Annotated in this window: 14 protein-coding genes; 13 read left to right on the forward strand and 1 reads right to left on the reverse strand. The window is 73.1% G+C overall.

Translation table 11 applies throughout. The annotated features are described in order from the left end of the window. Window positions 1–91: 91 nt before the first annotated feature. The 11 genes from ABD331_RS16485 to ABD331_RS16535 all read left to right on the forward strand — a co-directional run bounded on the left by ABD331_RS16485 (window position 92) and on the right by ABD331_RS16535 (window position 11286). On the forward strand, window positions 92–1906 hold the full coding sequence (locus tag ABD331_RS16485; RefSeq protein ID WP_344475448.1) for an aldehyde ferredoxin oxidoreductase C-terminal domain-containing protein: 1815 nt from the start codon (window positions 92–94) through the stop codon (window positions 1904–1906). Between the two features lie 91 nt (window positions 1907–1997). Next, window positions 1998–2759 (forward strand): SDR family NAD(P)-dependent oxidoreductase, encoded by a 762-nt coding sequence (locus tag ABD331_RS16490; RefSeq protein ID WP_344475450.1) that lies wholly within the window; start codon window positions 1998–2000, stop codon window positions 2757–2759. Between the two features lie 2 nt (window positions 2760–2761). Next, entirely contained in the window at window positions 2762–4108 is a 1347-nt protein-coding gene (locus ABD331_RS16495; protein ID WP_344475452.1) for a class-II fumarase/aspartase family protein, read from the forward strand. Beyond that, window positions 4101–5048 carry a thiamine pyrophosphate-dependent dehydrogenase E1 component subunit alpha gene (locus tag ABD331_RS16500; protein WP_344475453.1) on the forward strand — a complete coding sequence of 316 codons (948 nt, stop codon included), beginning with the start codon at window positions 4101–4103 and terminating at the stop codon, window positions 5046–5048. The genes ABD331_RS16495 and ABD331_RS16500 overlap by 8 nt, the downstream gene beginning before the upstream one ends. After that, window positions 5041–6015, forward strand: a complete 975-nt coding sequence (locus tag ABD331_RS16505) for an alpha-ketoacid dehydrogenase subunit beta (protein WP_344475455.1) — start codon at window positions 5041–5043, stop codon at window positions 6013–6015. The genes ABD331_RS16500 and ABD331_RS16505 overlap by 8 nt, the downstream gene beginning before the upstream one ends. A gap of 55 nt (window positions 6016–6070) precedes the next feature. Next, window positions 6071–6532, forward strand: a complete 462-nt coding sequence (locus ABD331_RS16510) for a VOC family protein (RefSeq protein ID WP_344475457.1) — start codon at window positions 6071–6073, stop codon at window positions 6530–6532. Window positions 6533–6566: 34 nt separating this feature from the next. Further along, window positions 6567–7412, forward strand: a complete 846-nt coding sequence (locus ABD331_RS16515) for an amidohydrolase family protein (RefSeq protein ID WP_344475460.1) — start codon at window positions 6567–6569, stop codon at window positions 7410–7412. A gap of 5 nt (window positions 7413–7417) precedes the next feature. Continuing rightward, a complete protein-coding gene (locus ABD331_RS16520; protein WP_344475759.1) occupies window positions 7418–8497 on the forward strand; it encodes a Gfo/Idh/MocA family protein in 1080 nt (359 codons plus the stop codon). Beyond that, window positions 8494–9498 carry a LacI family DNA-binding transcriptional regulator gene (locus ABD331_RS16525; RefSeq protein WP_344475462.1) on the forward strand — a complete coding sequence of 335 codons (1005 nt, stop codon included), beginning with the start codon at window positions 8494–8496 and terminating at the stop codon, window positions 9496–9498. Before ABD331_RS16520 ends, ABD331_RS16525 begins: the two co-directional genes overlap by 4 nt. Before the next feature lie 29 nt (window positions 9499–9527). Then, entirely contained in the window at window positions 9528–10067 is a 540-nt protein-coding gene (locus tag ABD331_RS16530) for a dihydrofolate reductase family protein (protein WP_344475464.1), read from the forward strand. 259 nt (window positions 10068–10326) lie between these two features. Further along, entirely contained in the window at window positions 10327–11286 is a 960-nt protein-coding gene (locus tag ABD331_RS16535) for an arabinan endo-1,5-alpha-L-arabinosidase (protein WP_344475466.1), read from the forward strand. On the opposite strand, the gene ABD331_RS16540 is transcribed toward ABD331_RS16535, so the two are convergent. Further along, window positions 11283–12284: an ABC transporter substrate-binding protein gene (locus ABD331_RS16540; protein WP_344475468.1), complete on the reverse strand. Its 1002-nt coding sequence runs from the start codon at window positions 12282–12284 to the stop codon at window positions 11283–11285. The two genes, ABD331_RS16535 and ABD331_RS16540, sit on opposite strands and share 4 nt — an antisense overlap. A gap of 40 nt (window positions 12285–12324) precedes the next feature. On the opposite strand from ABD331_RS16540, the gene ABD331_RS16545 reads away from it, so the two are divergent. Together ABD331_RS16545 and ABD331_RS16550 are read left to right on the forward strand one after the other, a co-directional pair. Then, entirely contained in the window at window positions 12325–12930 is a 606-nt protein-coding gene (locus ABD331_RS16545) for a PadR family transcriptional regulator (protein ID WP_344475469.1), read from the forward strand. 77 nt (window positions 12931–13007) lie between these two features. After that, complete coding sequence (locus tag ABD331_RS16550; protein ID WP_344475471.1) at window positions 13008–14369, forward strand: SLC13 family permease; 1362 nt, start codon at window positions 13008–13010, stop codon at window positions 14367–14369.

Consider the following 14369-nt stretch of genomic DNA (forward strand, 5'->3'; position numbering starts at 1 on the left):
CGCCCGTCCAGAGGCGAGGGTTGCGGGTGCCGGGTGATGTGTGATGTGGTGCCGCTCCTGAACCCCTCTCCAGCTTCAAGGAGGCCCTGCCATGCCGTTCATTGTGGATTTGACCAGCGGAAACGTGACGAAGGAGTACCGATCGCAGGACAAGGGCCACTACGGCGGCACCATCCTGGGCCTGCGGCTGATGGCCGAGCGGACGCCCGCCGGGCTGGACGCGTTCGATCCGGAGGCGCTGCTGTACGTGGCGGCCGGGATGCTGGGCGGGACGGCGGCTCCCGGGCTGGCCAAGGCGGTGTTTCTGGCGAAGTCGCCGCTGACGGGGGTCGCCGGGGAGGCGCACGCGCTGGGGCCGTTCGCGGCGGGGATGCGGGCGGCGGGGGCCAAGGCGCTGGCCGTGGTGGGGCGGGCGGCGCGCCTGTCGTACCTGCTGGTGGAGGGCGGCGAGGTGACGATTCACGACGCGAGCGATCTGCGCGGGCTGGGCACCGCCGCGACGACGGACGCGCTGCGCGCCCGGCACGGCGGCGGGGCGCGGGTGGCGGCGATCGGGCCCGCCGGGGAGAGCCTGGTGCGGTACGCGAGCGTGGTGACCGACTACGCCTACGCCGCCGGCCGGTACGGGCTGGGCGCGGTCTTCGGGGCGAAGAACCTCAAGGCCGTGGTGTGCGTGGGTGACGCGCCCGCCGAGGTGGCCGACCCGGAGACGATCGCCGCCCTGACGGCCTACTACCGCGACTCCCTGGCCACGAACCCGCTCGCCGCGCTCCAGGCGGGTTCGCCGGGTTTCGCGGGCTGGGCGGACGACCCGATCGCCCCGGGCTACGCGTCGGTGCGCAACTTCTCGGTGCCGGGCGCGCCCGGCCTGCGGGTTCCCTCGGCACGCGACTACGACGGCCGCGCGGTGTCGGTGCGGGGCTCGGTGACCGGATCAGCAACCGGATCGGCGACGGGCTCGTGCCCCGGTTGCCCGAACAACTGCCTCAAGGTGTACGGCGACAGGTCGGGCGGCCTCGGGCAGGAGGCGTTCCTGTCGCTCGGCTGGAACCTGGGGATCGACGACCTGGACGTGATCCTGGCCGCCAACGCCCGCTGCAACGACCTCGGCCTGGACGTGGTCTCGCTGGGCGGCACGCTGGCGTTCGCGATGGAGTGCGCCGCGCACGGCCTGCTGCCCGGGGGCCCGGCGTTCGGGGACGCGGCGGCGCTGCCGGGCCTGATCGAGAACGTGGCCACCCGGTCGGGCGCGCTGGGCGACCTGCTGGCGGAGGGTTCGGCCCGGGCGGCGCGGAAGGTGGGGCGGGGCGCGGAGGCGTACGCGATGACGGTGAAGAACGCGGAGCTGCCCTGCTTCGACCCGCGCCCGCAGCCCGGCATCGGCCTCGGCTACGCGCTGGCCCCCGGCGGCCCGCGCTACGACGCGCTGGAGCACGACCTCGACTTCGACCCGGTCGCCGGGCTGGCCTACAGCTTCCCCGAGGCGGCGCGCGTCGGGGCCGGTGTGGCGCCCGCGCACGACCTGGACGAGGAGCGGGGCACCCGCAGCGCCCGCCTGCTGCGGCTGTGGAGCGGCCTGGACGCGCTCAACCTGTGTGTTTTCGCCTCCACCCCGACCCGCCCGCTGACGATCGACCGTCTGACCGAGCTGGTGGCGGCGGTCCTGGGCGAGCCGTTCACGCTGGCGGATCTGCTGGCGGCGGGGCAGGCCCGCCTGGACGGGATGCGCGCGTACGCGCTGCGCGAGTGCGGCGGGCGGCTCGACGAGGCGCTGCCGGCGCGGCTGCACGACGAGCCGGTGTCCGAGGGCCCGCACGAGGGGGCCGTGCTCGGTCGGGCGGCGTTCGAGGAGGCCCGTGCGGCCTTCTACGCCGAGCTGGGCTGGCATCCCGGAAAAAGGTCCTGATAAAAACGATTGACCTCCCTCTTGTTCGGTTTGTGAGCGCCCTGCTATCTTCAGGTCAATCGTTTGACCAACCGTGAGGAGGCCATCGGGGATGGCTGTCACGATCGACCTGGCGGGTCGCACCGCGCTCGTCACGGGCGGCGCCGGAGGTCTCGGCTTCGCCTGCGCCCGCGCGCTGGCCGACGCGGGAGCGGACGTCGTGCTCTCCGACCTGGAGGGCCCTGCGCTCGACGCCGCGGCGGCCGGGCTGGGCGCGGCCGGGCGGGCGGCCGACCTCACCGACCGGGCCCAGGCCGCGGCCCTGGTGGACGGGCTGGACCGGATCGACGTGCTGGTGAACTGCGCCGGGATCATGCGCACCACTCCCCTGCTCGACATCGAGCCGGAGGAGTGGCTGCGGATCGTGGACGTCAACCTGAACGCCACGTTCTGGCTCACCCAGGCCGCCGGGCGGCGCATGACCGAGCAGGGCGGCGGCTCCATCGTGACGCTGGCCTCGGTGGCCGCCCGCTCAGGGCGGCCCGACGCCGCCCACTACTCGGCCACCAAGACGGCGCTGCTGTCGCTGACGAAGTCGGCCGCCGAGGCGCTGGCGCCCGCGGTGCGGGTGAACGCGGTCTGCCCCGGCGTCTTCCTGACCGCCATGTGGGACGACATCATCAGCGACCGCGACCGCCGCTTCGGCCCCGAAGCGGGCGCCGGCTACCTCAAGGAGGTCAGCGAGCGCTCGCCGCTCAAGCGCCCGGGGCGGCCGGAGGAGGTCGCCGCGGCGGTGTTGTTCCTGGCCAGCGACCTGGCGTCGTTCGTGACGGGCCAGGCGCTGAACGTCGACGGCGGACTGGAGATGAACTGACCTTGACCAGGCAGACGTTCAAGCTGCTGCCCGAGCTGTTCGGCGACGGCGGGATGGCCGAGATCTTCTCCGCCGAGCGCACGGTGCTGGCCTGGCTGCGCACCGAGGAGGCGCTGGCCAGGGCGCAGGCGGAGGCCGGGGTGATCGGCCCGGGCGACGCCGAGGCGATCGCCGCGGCGTGCGTGCCGACCAACATCGACCTGCCGCGCCTGTGGTCGGAGGCGGTGAACGTGGGTTACCCGATCCTCCCCCTGGTCCGGATGATCTCGGCCGCGCTGCCCGAGGGGCCGAACGGCCGCGTGCACTACGGCGCGACCACGCAGGACATCATGGACACGGGCCTGGCCCTGCAGCTCGGCGAGGCGCTCGACCGGCTGGCCGGGCTGCTCGGCGCGTTCGGCGACGCGGTGGCCGCCCTGGTGTCCGGGCACGCGGGCACGGTCGTCGCCGCCCGCACGCACGCGCAGCAGGCGGTGCCGACGACGTTCGGCGCGAAATTGGCGGTGCTGCTGGCGGAGGTGACGCGGCAGCGCGAGCGGGTCGCCGCCACCGCGCGGCAGGTGGGGGTCGTGTCGCTGTTCGGCGCGGGCGGCACCTCGGCCGCGATGGGCGAGCGCTCCTCCGCCGTACGGGCGGGGCTGGCACGGCGGCTCGGCCTGCGCACCACCGAGGTGCCGTGGCACGTGGCCAGGGACGGCGTGGCCGAGTTCGGCGTGACGTGCGCGTCGCTGGCGGCGACCGCGGCGCGCTTCTCCCGCGAGGTCGTGGACCTGTCCAGGACCGAGGTGGGCGAGGTGCGCGAGGCGGGCGGCCACCACCGCGGCGCCTCCTCGACGATGCCGCAGAAGGCCAACCCGATCGGCTGCGAGGCCGTGATCGGCATGTCCGGCACGGCGGGCGCGCTCAGCTCGGGCCTGTTCCGCGCGATGGAGGCCGGGCACGAGCGGGCGGCCGGCGAGTGGCAGGTCGAGTGGTACGTGGTGCCGCTTCTGGCGGAGCTGGCCGCGGGCGCGCTGGCCACGGCCGCGGACGTGGCGGCGGGCCTGCGGGTCTATCCGGAGGCCATGCGCGCCAACCTGAGTGCGGAGGGCGGCCTGATCATGGCGGAGGCGTACATGATGCGCCTGGCGCCCGCGCTGGGCCGCGAGCGCGCCCACGACCTGGTCTACCAGGCGGCGCACGAGGCGCGCGAGCACGGGCGGGAGCTGGCCGACGCGCTGCGCGAGGTGGCCGGGCCGGGCGACCTGGAGAGCCTGGGCGAGCTGCCCATCCCGCCCGAGTCCTACCTCGGCGACGCCGAGGCCGTCTGCGCCGCCGCGTTGCACGCCTGGAGGAATGAGCATGAGTGAGAGAAGGCTGGCGGACCTGCTGGCCATGTGGCGGATCCGCGCGTTCGAGGAGAAGGTGCGTGACCTGCGGGCCGAGGGGCCGATCGTGGGCTCGGTGCACCTGTGCGTCGGGCAGGAGGCGATCCCCGTCGGGGCGTGCGGCGAGCTGGAGCCGCAGGACGCGCTGTTCGCGACCTACCGGGGTCACGGGTGGGCGCTGGCCAGGGGCGTTCCGGCGGAGCCGCTGTTCGCCGAGCTGATGGGCCGGGCGTCGGGGGTCAACGGGGGGCGCGGCGGGTCGGCGTACTTCACCGCCGCCGAGTACGGCTTCCACGGCGAGAACTCGATCGTCGGCGCGGGCGCGCCCCTCGCGTGCGGCGCGGCGCTGGCGGGCCGGCACGACGGCTCGGACCGGGTCGCGGTGACGGTGTTCGGCGACGGCGCGATGAACCAGGGCGCGGTGCACGAGGCGATGAACTTCGCCGCCGCGTTCAGTCTGCCGGTGGTGTTCGTGTGCGAGAACAACCGCTACTCCGAGCTGACGCCGATCGCCGACATGGTGCGCAGCCCGCGCCTGGCCGGCCGCGCCGCCGCGTACGGCATGCCGGGGCACCGGATCGACGGCAACGACGCCGAGGCGGTGCGCTTCCACGTGCGTGACGCGCTGGAGGTGGCCCGGGAGGGCGGCGGCCCGACGCTGCTGGAGTGCATGACCGAGCGGCTGGCCGGCCACTACATCGGCGACGCCGAGACCTACCGGCGGCCGGGCGAGCTGGAGCGGATCAGGCGGCGGGAGCCGATCGCGCGGTTGCGTGAGGGCCTGCTGGCCGACGGCGTGCCGCAGGAGGAGCTCGACGCGGTGGAGCGCCGGGCGCGCGCCGAGATGGAGGCCGCCGCCGAGGCCGCGCGGCAGGCGCCCCCGGCCGACCCCGCGACAGCCTTGGAGCACCTGTATGCGTGAGATGACCTATGGGGAGGCCGTGAACGCGGCCCTGCACCGCGTCATGGAGGAGCTGCCGGAGACGCTCGTCTACGGCGAGGACGTGGGCGTGCCGGGCGGCGTGTTCGGCGTGACGCGCGGGCTGCGCAAGCAGTACGGGGAGCGCGTCTTCGACACGCCGATCAGCGAGTCGGCCATCCTGGGCAGCGCGGTGGGCGCGGCGATGTTCGGCCGCCGCCCGATCGTCGAGATCATGTGGGCCGACTTCTCGCTGGTGGCGCTGGACCAGATCGTCAACCAGGCGGCCAACGTGCGCTACGTCTCGGGCGGCCGGCTGAAGGCCCCGCTGACGATCCGCACCCAGCAGGGCAGCGCGCCGGGCGCGTGCGCGCAGCACTCGCAGTGCCTGGAGGCGCTGTTCCTGCACGTCCCGGGCTTGCGGGTGGGCATGCCGAGCACGCCGCAGGACGCCTACGACCTGCTGGTGACGGCCGTGCACTGCGACGACCCGGTGCTGGTGATCGAGAACCGCACCCTGTACTCCGGCGGGAAGGAGCCCGTCGAGACCGGCGGCCCGGTCCGGCCGATGGGCGGGGCGCGCACCCGGCGCCAGGGCTCCGACGTCACGATCGTGACCTGGGGCGCGATGACGCGGCGGGTGCTGGAGGCGGCGGGGGCGCTGGCCGGTGAGGGGATCGAGGCCGAGGTGCTGGAGACGCCGTGGCTGAACCCGTTCGACACGGACGCGGTGCTCGCGAGCGTGGCCAGGACGGGCCGGCTCGCGGTCGTGCACGAGGCGAACGTGACGGGCGGCTTCGGCGCGGAGGTCGTCGCCCGCGTCGCGGGGGCGGGGGCGCCCCTGTCCGCGCCGCCGGTCAGGATCGGCGCGCCGGACGTGCGCATGCCGGCCGCGCCGGCGCTGGCCGGGGCTCTGGTGCCGGACGCCGCGCGCATCACGGGGGATGTACGGGCCCTGGTCAAGGGCTGACACCCCCATGGGAACCATCGAAACCGCAGGTATCGGTCAGACAGGAGGCGCTGCGATGAGAGGCGTCTGGCACTTCTCGTTCACCGTCGCCGACCTCGGCAGGTCCGTGGCGTTCTACCGCGACCTGCTCGGCTTCACGCTGGTGCACCGGCAGGAGCAGGACAACGACTACACCCGCAGGCTCGTCGGCTACCCGGACGCCGTGCTGCGCGTCGCCCAGCTCGCCGTGCCCGGCCAGCCGCGCGGCGTCTCCACCCACGATCTGGAGCTCGTCGAGTACGTGGTGCCGCGTGGCGAGCCGCGTGACCCGGCCCGCCACCTGCCCGGCGCCGCCCACCTGGCGCTGGCCGTCGAGGACGCCCGCGCCGAGCACACCCGCCTGGCGGCGGCCGGGGTGCGGTTCGTCAACCCGCCGGCGAAGATCACGGCCGGGGTGAACAAGGGCGGTTACGCCTGCTACTTCCTCGACCCCGACGAGATCACGCTGGAGCTCGTCCAACCTCCTGCTAGTTTGTGACGCTCAAACGATTGATCCCGGGAGGAGGGGCCGCATGACCGTCATCGACGCCCACCAGCATTTCTGGAACCTGGAGACGGGTTCCTACCCCTGGCTGACGCCTGACTCCGGGCCGATCTTCCGCACGTTCGAGCCGGCGGAGCTCGTCCCCCAGCTCGCCGCGGCGGGGGTGGACCGCACGGTCCTGGTGCAGTCGATGGACTCCTACGCCGACACCGACGCCATGCTGGCGCAGGCCGACGCGTACGACGTCATCGGCGCGGTGGTGGGCTGGGTGCCGCTGCTCCGGCCCGAGGAGGCGGCCCAGGCGCTGGAGCGCTACCGGCGGCACCCGAGGTTCGCCGGGATCAGGCATCTCATCCACGACGAGCCCGACCCCGACTGGGTGCTGCAGGAGCCCGTCATCGAGGGGCTGAAGCTGCTGGCCGACGCCGGGGTGCCGTTCGACGTGGTGGCGGTGCTGCCGCGGCACCTGGAGCACGTGCCGGTGCTGGCCGAGCGGGTGCCGGGGCTGCGGATGGTGATCGACCACCTGGCCAAGCCGCCGATCAGGGACAAGGGCTGGGAGCCGTGGGCGTCGCTGCTGGCCCGCGCGGCCGAGTGCCCCGGCGTGTACGCCAAGGTGTCGGGGCTGAACACCGCCGCCGACGCCGCGACCTGGACGGGCGAGGACCTGCGGCCCTACGTCGAGCACGCGCTGGAGCTGTTCGGCCCCGGGCGGCTGATGTTCGGCAGCGACTGGCCGGTGGCCACGCTGGCCGGCGACTACGCCAAGGTGTGGCGCGAGACCCAGGTGGCGCTGTCGGGGCTGGGCGACGCCGAGCGCGCGATGGTGCTCGGCGGCACCGCCGCCCACTTCTACCGGATGGAGGAGCGTTGATCGACGTGTTCGCGCCCATCGCGGCCGCCGCCGATCTGACGATCCCGGCGGAGCACCGCCGGCCGATCGCGATCGTGGGCGCCGGGGCGATCGTGGACGTGGCCCACCTGCCCGCCTACCGGCAGGCGGGGCTGGAGGTGACCGGGCTGTTCGACCTCGACGCCGGGCGCGCCGCGGAGGTGGCCGCCCGTCACGGGGTGCCCAGGACGTACACGTCGCTGGAGGAGCTGCTGGCCGACGAGCGGGTCGCGGTCGTGGACATCGCGGTCGCGCCGGGCGCGCAGCCCGGCGTCGCGCGGCAGGCGCTGGCGGCGGGCAAGCACCTGCTGTGCCAGAAGCCGTTCGCGCCGGACGTCGCCACCGGCCAGGGGCTGGTGGACGTGGCGGCGGCCACCGGGCTGAAGATCGCGGTCAACCAGCAGCTCCGCTTCGACGAGGGCGTCGCCGCCGCCCGCGCGATGGTGCGCGCCGGGTGGATCGGGCAGCCGACGGCGGTGACGTTCACCGTGAACATCCTCACCGACTGGAGCGCGTGGGACTGGCTGGTCACCACCGACCGGCTGGAGATCGTCTACCACTCCATCCACTACCTGGACGCCATCCGCTCCATCCTCGGCGACCCCGAGCTGGTCTTCTGCACCGGCAGCCGCACCCCTGGCCAGCTCGCCCAGGGCGAGACGCGCACGATGAGCACGCTGGTCTACCCGGGCGAGGTGCGGGCGCTGGTGCACGCCACGCACGAGAACCGCTCAGGCGACGGCGAGGCGTCCTTCCGCATCGACGGGACGCAGGGCGCGATCAAGGGCACGCTCGGCCTGCTGTACGACTACCCGCACGGCCGCCCCGACACCCTGGCGGTGGAGAGCCGGGCGCTGCCGACGGACGGCTGGCTGCCGTACCCGGTGACGCGGCGCTGGCTGCCCGACGCGGTGGCCGGGCCGATGGGCTCGCTGCTGAGGGCCGTCGCCGAGGGCGGCGAGCCGGAGCCGTCGGGCCGCGACAACCTGGGCACGCTGCGGCTGCTCGACGCGCTCTACCGTTCGATGGACAGCGGGCAGAGCGTGCGTCCAGGATCGTCCGCATGAAGCGCTCCCGCGTGACGCTCGCGGACGTCGCCGCGATGGCCAGGGTCGATCGGGCCGTCGTCTCGCGTGTCGTCAACAAGGACCCCACGCTCAACATCCGCCAGGAGACGCGCGAGCGGGTGCTGGCCGCCATCGACGAGCTGGGTTACCGGCCCAACGTGGCCGCGCGCAGCCTGCGCACGTCGCGGGCGCACATGTTCGGGCTGTTCATCCCCGACTTCGCCAACCCCGTCTACGCCGAGATCATCAAGGGCGCGGAGGCGGAGGCCGCCGCGCAGGGGTACGTGCTGGTCACCGGCAGCGCGACAGGAGCCGGTCTGGGCGAGTACATGGACCGCATCGGGCAGGGCCGCATCGACGGGCTGCTGCTGGCAGGCACCGGCGACGACACCTCGCTCACCCAGCAGCTCGACCAGGCGGCCATCCCGTGGCTGATGCTGAACAACCGCAGCAGGGGCGTCAAGCGGTACGTCATCCTCGACGACCAGCGGGCCGCCGCCCTGGCCGTGGAGCACCTGGTCCGCCTGGGCCATCGCCGCATCGCGCACCTGGCGGGCCCGTCGCGGGCCGACACCGCAGCCCGCAGGTCGGCCGGCTACTCGGCGGCGATGCGCGACGCGGGCCTGCCGGAGGGCCCGATCGTGGCGGCCGACTACACCCCGGCGGGCGGGGCGGCGGCCATGGCGCGGCTGCTCGCCGGCCAGGACCCGCCGACCGCCGTCTTCGTGGCGAACGTGGCCTCGGCCATCGGGGCGATGGAGGGGGCGCGGGCGGCCGGGCTGGAGATCCCGCGTGAGGTGTCGATCGTCGCCGTGCACGACCTCGATCTGGCCAGCTACCTGCACCCGCCGCTGACCACGGTGCGGATGCCGCTGGCCGGGCTGGGGCGGCGCGGCGTGACGCTGCTGGGCAGCCTGAAGCCGGACGACACGGTGGCGGAGGTGCTGGCCGGGCCGATAGAGCTGATCCAGCGCCGCTCCACCGCGCCTCCTGGACGATGACTTCCGGCGTGCGCGATCGTCTACAGGTCATGAGCAAACTGCTGTACTCGGTCGCCATGTCGGCGGACGCCTTCATCGCCGGGCCGGGCGGCGACATGTCGTGGATGGCCGCGCACCTGGAGCCGAACCCGCCCATGGACGACCTGCCCGGCAAGGTGGGCGCGCTGCTCGTGGGCAACCGCACCTACCGGGGCGACGACCCGAACAAGGGCACGGACGAGGAGGGCGCGTTCAGCGGCGCGTGGCAGGGGCCGCAGTTCGTGCTGACCCATGACATCCCGGACACCGCGGAGCCCGGCGTGGAATTTCACGACGACCTGCACCGCGCGGTCGCGGCGGCCAGGGCCGCGGCCGGCGGCAAGTACGTGAGCATTCTCGGCGCGGACGTGGCGCGGCAGTGCCTGCGGGCGGGCCTGGTGGACGAGGTTCTCACGATCGTGCTGCCGGTGCTGCTCGGCGACGGCGTGCGCCTGTTCGAGCAGCCGGGCGGTGGGAGCGTCCGGCTCGAACAGGTCAGCGTCAGCCATGTGCCTGGCGCCACGAACATCTGGTATCGCGTGCTGAACTGAGCCTCCCATGCTGGGGAACCGGCCTGGACAACGCTGGCGCAGCGCTGATGTTAGCGTTAACATCACGATTGGAAAGCGGCCCGAACCTACGAACGCTGACAACCCTTGTCAAGAGCGGGTTCACCGGGAACCCGCATCGCCGCACTTCGCACGTCCACCCGCATGTAACTTTCACAGCCGGGTTGACGCTCGCGGAAGCCCGCGCCTACATTGCCTGCGACGCGCCGGCGCAGCGTCCCACCCCACCCGAGGAGGACTCTTGCGCCGCCTGTTCCGTCTCGCCGCCACCGCCGCCGCCGCGCTGGCGCTCATGGGCGCCTCGTTCGCCTACCCCAACCCCGGCAGGGTCGCCGGCGACGTCGTCGTGCACGACCCCACCATGATCCGCACCTCGTCCGGCTACGTGCTGTACTCCACGCACGGCTACCTGGAGGCCCGCACCTCCACCGACCGGATCACCTTCACCCGGGCCGGCTCGGCCTTCCGCACGCCGCCCTCGTGGTGGCGGACCTACTCCTCCGGCAACGACCCGTGGGCGCCGGACATCTCCCAGCAGGGCGGGAGATACCTCATGTACTACGCGGTCTCCAGCTTCGGCTCCAACAACTCCGCGATCGGCCTGGCCACCAGCTCGACCGGGCAGCCCGGCTCGTGGGCCGACCAGGGCGTCGTCTACGCCACCACCACCAGCAACGACCACAACGCCATCGACCCGAACCTGCTCGTGGACGCCTCCGGCCGGTGGTGGCTAAGCTTCGGCTCGTACTGGACGGGCATCCGCATGATCCGGCTCGACCCGGCGACCGGCAAGCGGCACTCCTCCGACCGCACCCTCCACCACCTGGCCACCCGCCCCGACGCCCCGTACGCGGTCGAGGCGCCGGACATCGTCCGGCACGGCTCCTACTACTACCTGTTCGCCTCCTACGACCGCTGCTGCGCGGGCCTCGACAGCACCTACAAGATCAAGGTCGGCCGCTCGACCAGCCCCACAGGGCCGTACACCGACCGCTCGGGCAGGTCGATGCTGAGCGGCGGCGGCACGATGGTGCTGGAGACCCACGGCAGCGTCGTCGGGCCCGGCGGGCAGAGCGTCATGTCCGACGTGGACGGCGACCTGCTCGTCTACCACTACTACGACGGCAACGCGAACGGCACGCCCAAGCTGGGGATCAACCTGCTCGGCTGGGACTCGGCCGGCTGGCCGTACGTGTACTAGAGCACGTAGCTCTCGGAGGCCTGACCGAGCACGATCTGCTCGGGCGCCCACCGGCGCGCGGCCAGCCCCTGCTCGTGGGAGTAGGCGGCGAAGCGGCCGAGCACGTGCCGGTTGGGCTCCAGGCCGTAGGCCCAGTAGCCGTCGCCGAGCACGTCGAGCGTCTCGCGGACGTGGTCGTGCAGCCAGGGCAGCATGACCTTGAGCGCGTTGCGGTGCAGGAGGTCCTCCAGCGCCAGGCGCAGCGACTCGTCGAACGCCTTGTAGAGCGAGCGCGCGATCCACGGGTGCCGCTCGTACAGCTCCCGCCTGACCACCACCACGTGCATGATCGGGAAGATTCTGGTGCGGCGGAAGTAGTCCTGCTCGACCCGCTTGAAGTCGGGGAACAGGTGCCTGACGGCGGGCTCGCGGCCGAAGCACGACGGCTGCGCGGCGCTGTAGAGCGCGTCCAGCTCGCCCGCGGCGAGCATCTCCGACAGGGTCGCGCCAGGTGGGATGGGCCGCACGCGGATGTGCTCGGGCAGGTCGAGCGGGAGCTTCTCCTCCCGCCCCGCCTGCTCGAGCCCGCCGGTCCAGTACGTGACCGCGTCCACCGGCAGGCCGTGGTGCTCGGCCAGGATCCCGCGCTGCCACACGGCGGCCGTCATCTGGTACTCGGGCACGCCGACCCGCTTGCCCGCCAGGTCCTCCGGGCGTTCGACGCCGCTGCGCGCGTTGACGTAGATCGACTGGTGCCGGAAGAAGCGGGAGGGGAAGACGGGCAGCGCGACGAACGGCGGCTCGGGCTCGTTCAGCGTGAGCACGTACGACGACAGGCTCATCTCGCTGACGTCGAACTCCCGGTGCCTGAGCTGCCGGTAGAACGTCTCCTCGACCGGCAGCGTGAGCTGGTTGAGCTCAATGCCCTCCGGCTTGACCCGGCCCTCGCGCAGCGCCCTGGTGCGGTCGTAGTCCCAGCACGCGAACGACAGGGACAGCTCGGCCATCACCTCACGCACCTCCCGTGGAATTTATGTCAACTATGACATACTTGTGCCCATGTCGCTGCGTCACGCACTGCTCGCCCTGCTGGAGGCCGGCGCGATGACCGGCTACGAGCTGGCCAAGCAGTTCGACCAGTCGGTGGCGTACGTGTGGCACGCCCAGCACTCGCAGATCTACACCGAGCTGCGCCGCCTGGAGTCCGGCGGGCTGGTCGTCGCGCGGACGCTGGCCAGGGGCGACAAGGCGCTGGCCACCAAGCGGGCCTACACGCTGACCGAGTCGGGCCTGGCCGAGCTGCGGCGGTGGGTGCGCGAGGTGGAGGAGCCGCCCGCGATGCGCGACTCCGCGTACGTGAAGGCCACCTACCTGGAGTACGGCTCCTTCCAGGAGGCGCGCACCCAGCTCAGAGCCCACCGGGCGCACTACGAGGCGCTGCGCGACCGCTACGAGCTGCACGTCGACCAGCTCGCCCGCCGGGAGACCGCGCTGCTGCGGCGCCGCCTGGCCGGCTCGCCCGCCGAGTCGCACGACGCCATCGTGGCCTACAAGGTGCACGCCTACCGGGGGCTCGTCGCCCGCGCCAGGACGGAGATCGAGTGGGCCGAGCGCGGCCTGGAGCTGATCGACCGGCTGGAGGACGGCGGCACCCTCCCGAAGTAAGTCACTATTGACACACATTCTGACCCCGATCTACGGTCAGCCTGCGCGTCGCGTCCGGCACGCGAGGAGGATCGTCGATGTCCCTGCACGTCGTCTCCGTCATCGTTCTGCTCGCGGTGTTCGTGATCGGCACGCTGCGGCCGGTCAACCTCGGCGCGGTGGCCCTGGTGGCGACGTTCGGCGTGGGGCTGCTGGCGGCCGGCGAGGACTTCGACACCGCCGTCTCCGGGTTCCCCATCGACGTGTTCATCCTGCTGTTCGGCGTGACGTACCTGTTCGGCCTCGCCACCGTGAACGGCACCATCGGCTGGCTGGTCGACTCCGCGGCCCGGCTGGTGCGCGGGAACCGCGCCGCCGTCCCGTGGGTGCTGTTCGGGCTGGCGGCCATCCCCACCACCGCCGGCGCGGCCGGGCCCGCCGGGGTGGCGCTGCTGGCGCCGATCGCGCTGCGGCTGGCCGAGCGGCACCGGATCAACGCGCGGCTGGCCGGGCTGATGGTGATCCACGGCTCCAACTCGGGCAACTTCTCGCCGTTGAACGTGCTGGGCGTCATCGTGAACGGCACCGTGGAGCGCAACGGGCTGGTGGTGGATCCGGTGTGGCCGTGGGTGGGCAACTTCGTGTTCAGCCTGGCGCTCGGAGCGGCCACGTTCCTGCTGTTCGGCGGGCGCGCGCTGATGAAGGAGCCCCGCACTGCAGCCCTCCCGTGGCCTGGCGCCGAGCCCTCCCCCGAGCCCGACGCCGAGATCTCCCCGGGGCCGCCCCGAGACGGCGGCTCCGGGGTGGAAGTCGCCGCCGCCGGTCATCCGGCAACCCCTCCCTCGGCCGCGGCCGGCGGCGGCGACGCTCCCTCCCCCGTCGTGCGCAACGTCACCCTGCTGGCCATCGCCGGGGTCGGCGTCGGCGCGCTCGGCTTCGGCCTGGAGATCGGCGTGCTCGCGGTGACGGCGGCGCTCACCCTGCACCTGCTGTTCCCCGCCTCCAGCGAGGGCGCGCTGTCCAGGGTGAGCTGGAACACCGTCCTGCTCATCTGCGGCGTCGTCACGTACGTGGCGCTGATGCAGCGCATGGGCACCGTCAAGTGGATCGGCGACAGCGTCGCCGGCATCGGCACCCCGCTGCTCGCCGCCCTGATCCTGTGCCTCATCGCCGGCCTCACCTCGGCGTTCGCCTCCAGCATCGGGGTGCTCGGCGCGATGATCCCGCTGGCCGTGCCGCTCCTGCTGAGCGGCGCCGTGGACGTGACCGGCGTGGTCGTCGCGCTGGCCATCTCGGCCACCGCCGTGGACGCGACGCCGTTCTCCTCGATCGGCGCGCTCACCGTCGCCGGCGCGCCCGAACGTGAGCGCGAAGGCCTGTACCGGGGGCTGGTCAAGTGGGGCTTCTCGATGGTGCTGGTCGCGCCGCTCGCCACCTGGCTGATCTTCGTGGTGATCTGA

It is taken from the genome of Nonomuraea monospora, assembly GCF_039531895.1.
Lineage (GTDB): Bacteria > Actinomycetota > Actinomycetes > Streptosporangiales > Streptosporangiaceae > Nonomuraea > Nonomuraea monospora.